The sequence below is a fragment of the Nocardia sp. CWNU-33 genome, assembly GCF_046764895.1.
Lineage (GTDB): Bacteria > Actinomycetota > Actinomycetes > Mycobacteriales > Mycobacteriaceae > Nocardia.
On record NZ_JBKOQN010000105.1, the window covers coordinates 1 to 1,455 of the forward strand.

Sequence of the window (1,455 nt, forward strand, 5' to 3'; positions counted from 1 at the left end):
CCCTAAGTTTGTAGGTGTCTGGGGTTGGTGCCCTGGATGCCCAGAGCGGTGGGGTGTAGCTGATGGGTGTTTGCCTCTTTCGAGGCTCGGAAGGACTTGCTGCCCCACCGCGCTGGACGCTCCGGCTGCTGATTGAGAGCTGTTGCGGATCGTCGCTGTTTAGGGATCTGTCGGCGGGGTTGTCCACGGGTGCAACAACTTTGAGGTCAGGAGCACGTGGGTGAATGTTCGCCCGGAGATATGGGTCGGGATCGATGTCGGCAAAGCAGCACATCACGCCTGCGCGGTCGATGAGACCGGCAAGACGGTGTTCAGCCAGAAGTTCGGCAACGACCAGGCCACGATCGAGGCGTTGATCGCCCGCGCCGGCCAGACTTCGGACCGGGTGCGGTGGGCGATCGATCTGACCAGCCCGATGGCGTTGTTGCTGATCACGGTCCTGTTGGCCGCCGATCAGGCGGTGACGTATGTGCCGGGCCGGGTGGTCAATTCGATGACCCACGGGTTTCGTGGCGAAGGGAAAACCGACGCCAAGGACGCGAAGGTGATCGCCGAGACCGCTCGCATGCGCCGCGACCTGAGCCAGGTCGCGATGCCAGATGAGCTGGTGGTCGGTTTGACCCAGCTGACCAGCTACCGCACCGACTTGATGTCGGACTGGGTCGCCGGGATCAACCGGCTGCGGGCCCTGCTCGGCTCGATCTTCCCCGCGCTGGAAGCCGCGTTCGACTATTCCAACCGGACCCCGCTGATCCTGGTCGCCGGTATGTGCACCCCCGCCGAGATCCGTGCCGCTGGAATCGACGGTGTCGCAACGTATCTCACCGACAGCGGTGCGTGGAAGACGGGGATCGGCAAGACCGCGGTTGCCGCGGTCGATGCCGCGCAGCGGCAGACCCTGGCCCTGCCGGGCGAGACCGATACCGCGATGCTGGTCAAACGCATGGCCCGCAAACTGTTGGACCTCGACCGCGAGATCAAGGACACCGACAAACTCATCACCACCCGATTCCGGCAACACCCGTGGGCTCACATCATCGAATCGCTGCCCGGAATGGGACCGGGACTGGGTGCGGAATTCCTCGTCGGCACCGGAGGTGAGCTGGCGAATTTCGCCAGCGCTGGACGTTTGGCGTCCTACGCCGGACTGGTGCCGGTCCCGCGCGACTCCGGCCGCGTCTCGGGCAATCTGCACCGGCCGAAACGCTACAACCGGCGCCTGCGACGCGTGTTCTACATGGCCGCCTTGTCCAGCCTGCGCTACGAGAACGGGCCGTCGCGGCGCTTCTACGACCGCAAACGCAGTGAACGGCAGATACATACCCAAGCCCTGCTAGCGCTGGCCAGACGGCTGGTCGATGTCTTGTGGGCACTGCTGCGCGACGGACGCGAATTCAGCGCCGAAAACCCGGCATCGGTGGTCACCACGGCTTGACACGGTCATTGAGAGTCCTT

The 1,455-nt window shown here is 64.5% G+C and carries 1 protein-coding gene; it reads left to right on the forward strand.

All coding sequences use genetic code 11. The features are described 5' to 3' along the window. The first annotated feature begins 220 nt into the window (after positions 1–220). Positions 221–1,435: an IS110 family transposase gene (locus tag ACLMAL_RS39555; protein ID WP_412003758.1), complete on the forward strand. Its 1,215-nt coding sequence runs from the start codon at positions 221–223 to the stop codon at positions 1,433–1,435. Positions 1,436–1,455 lie beyond the last annotated feature (20 nt).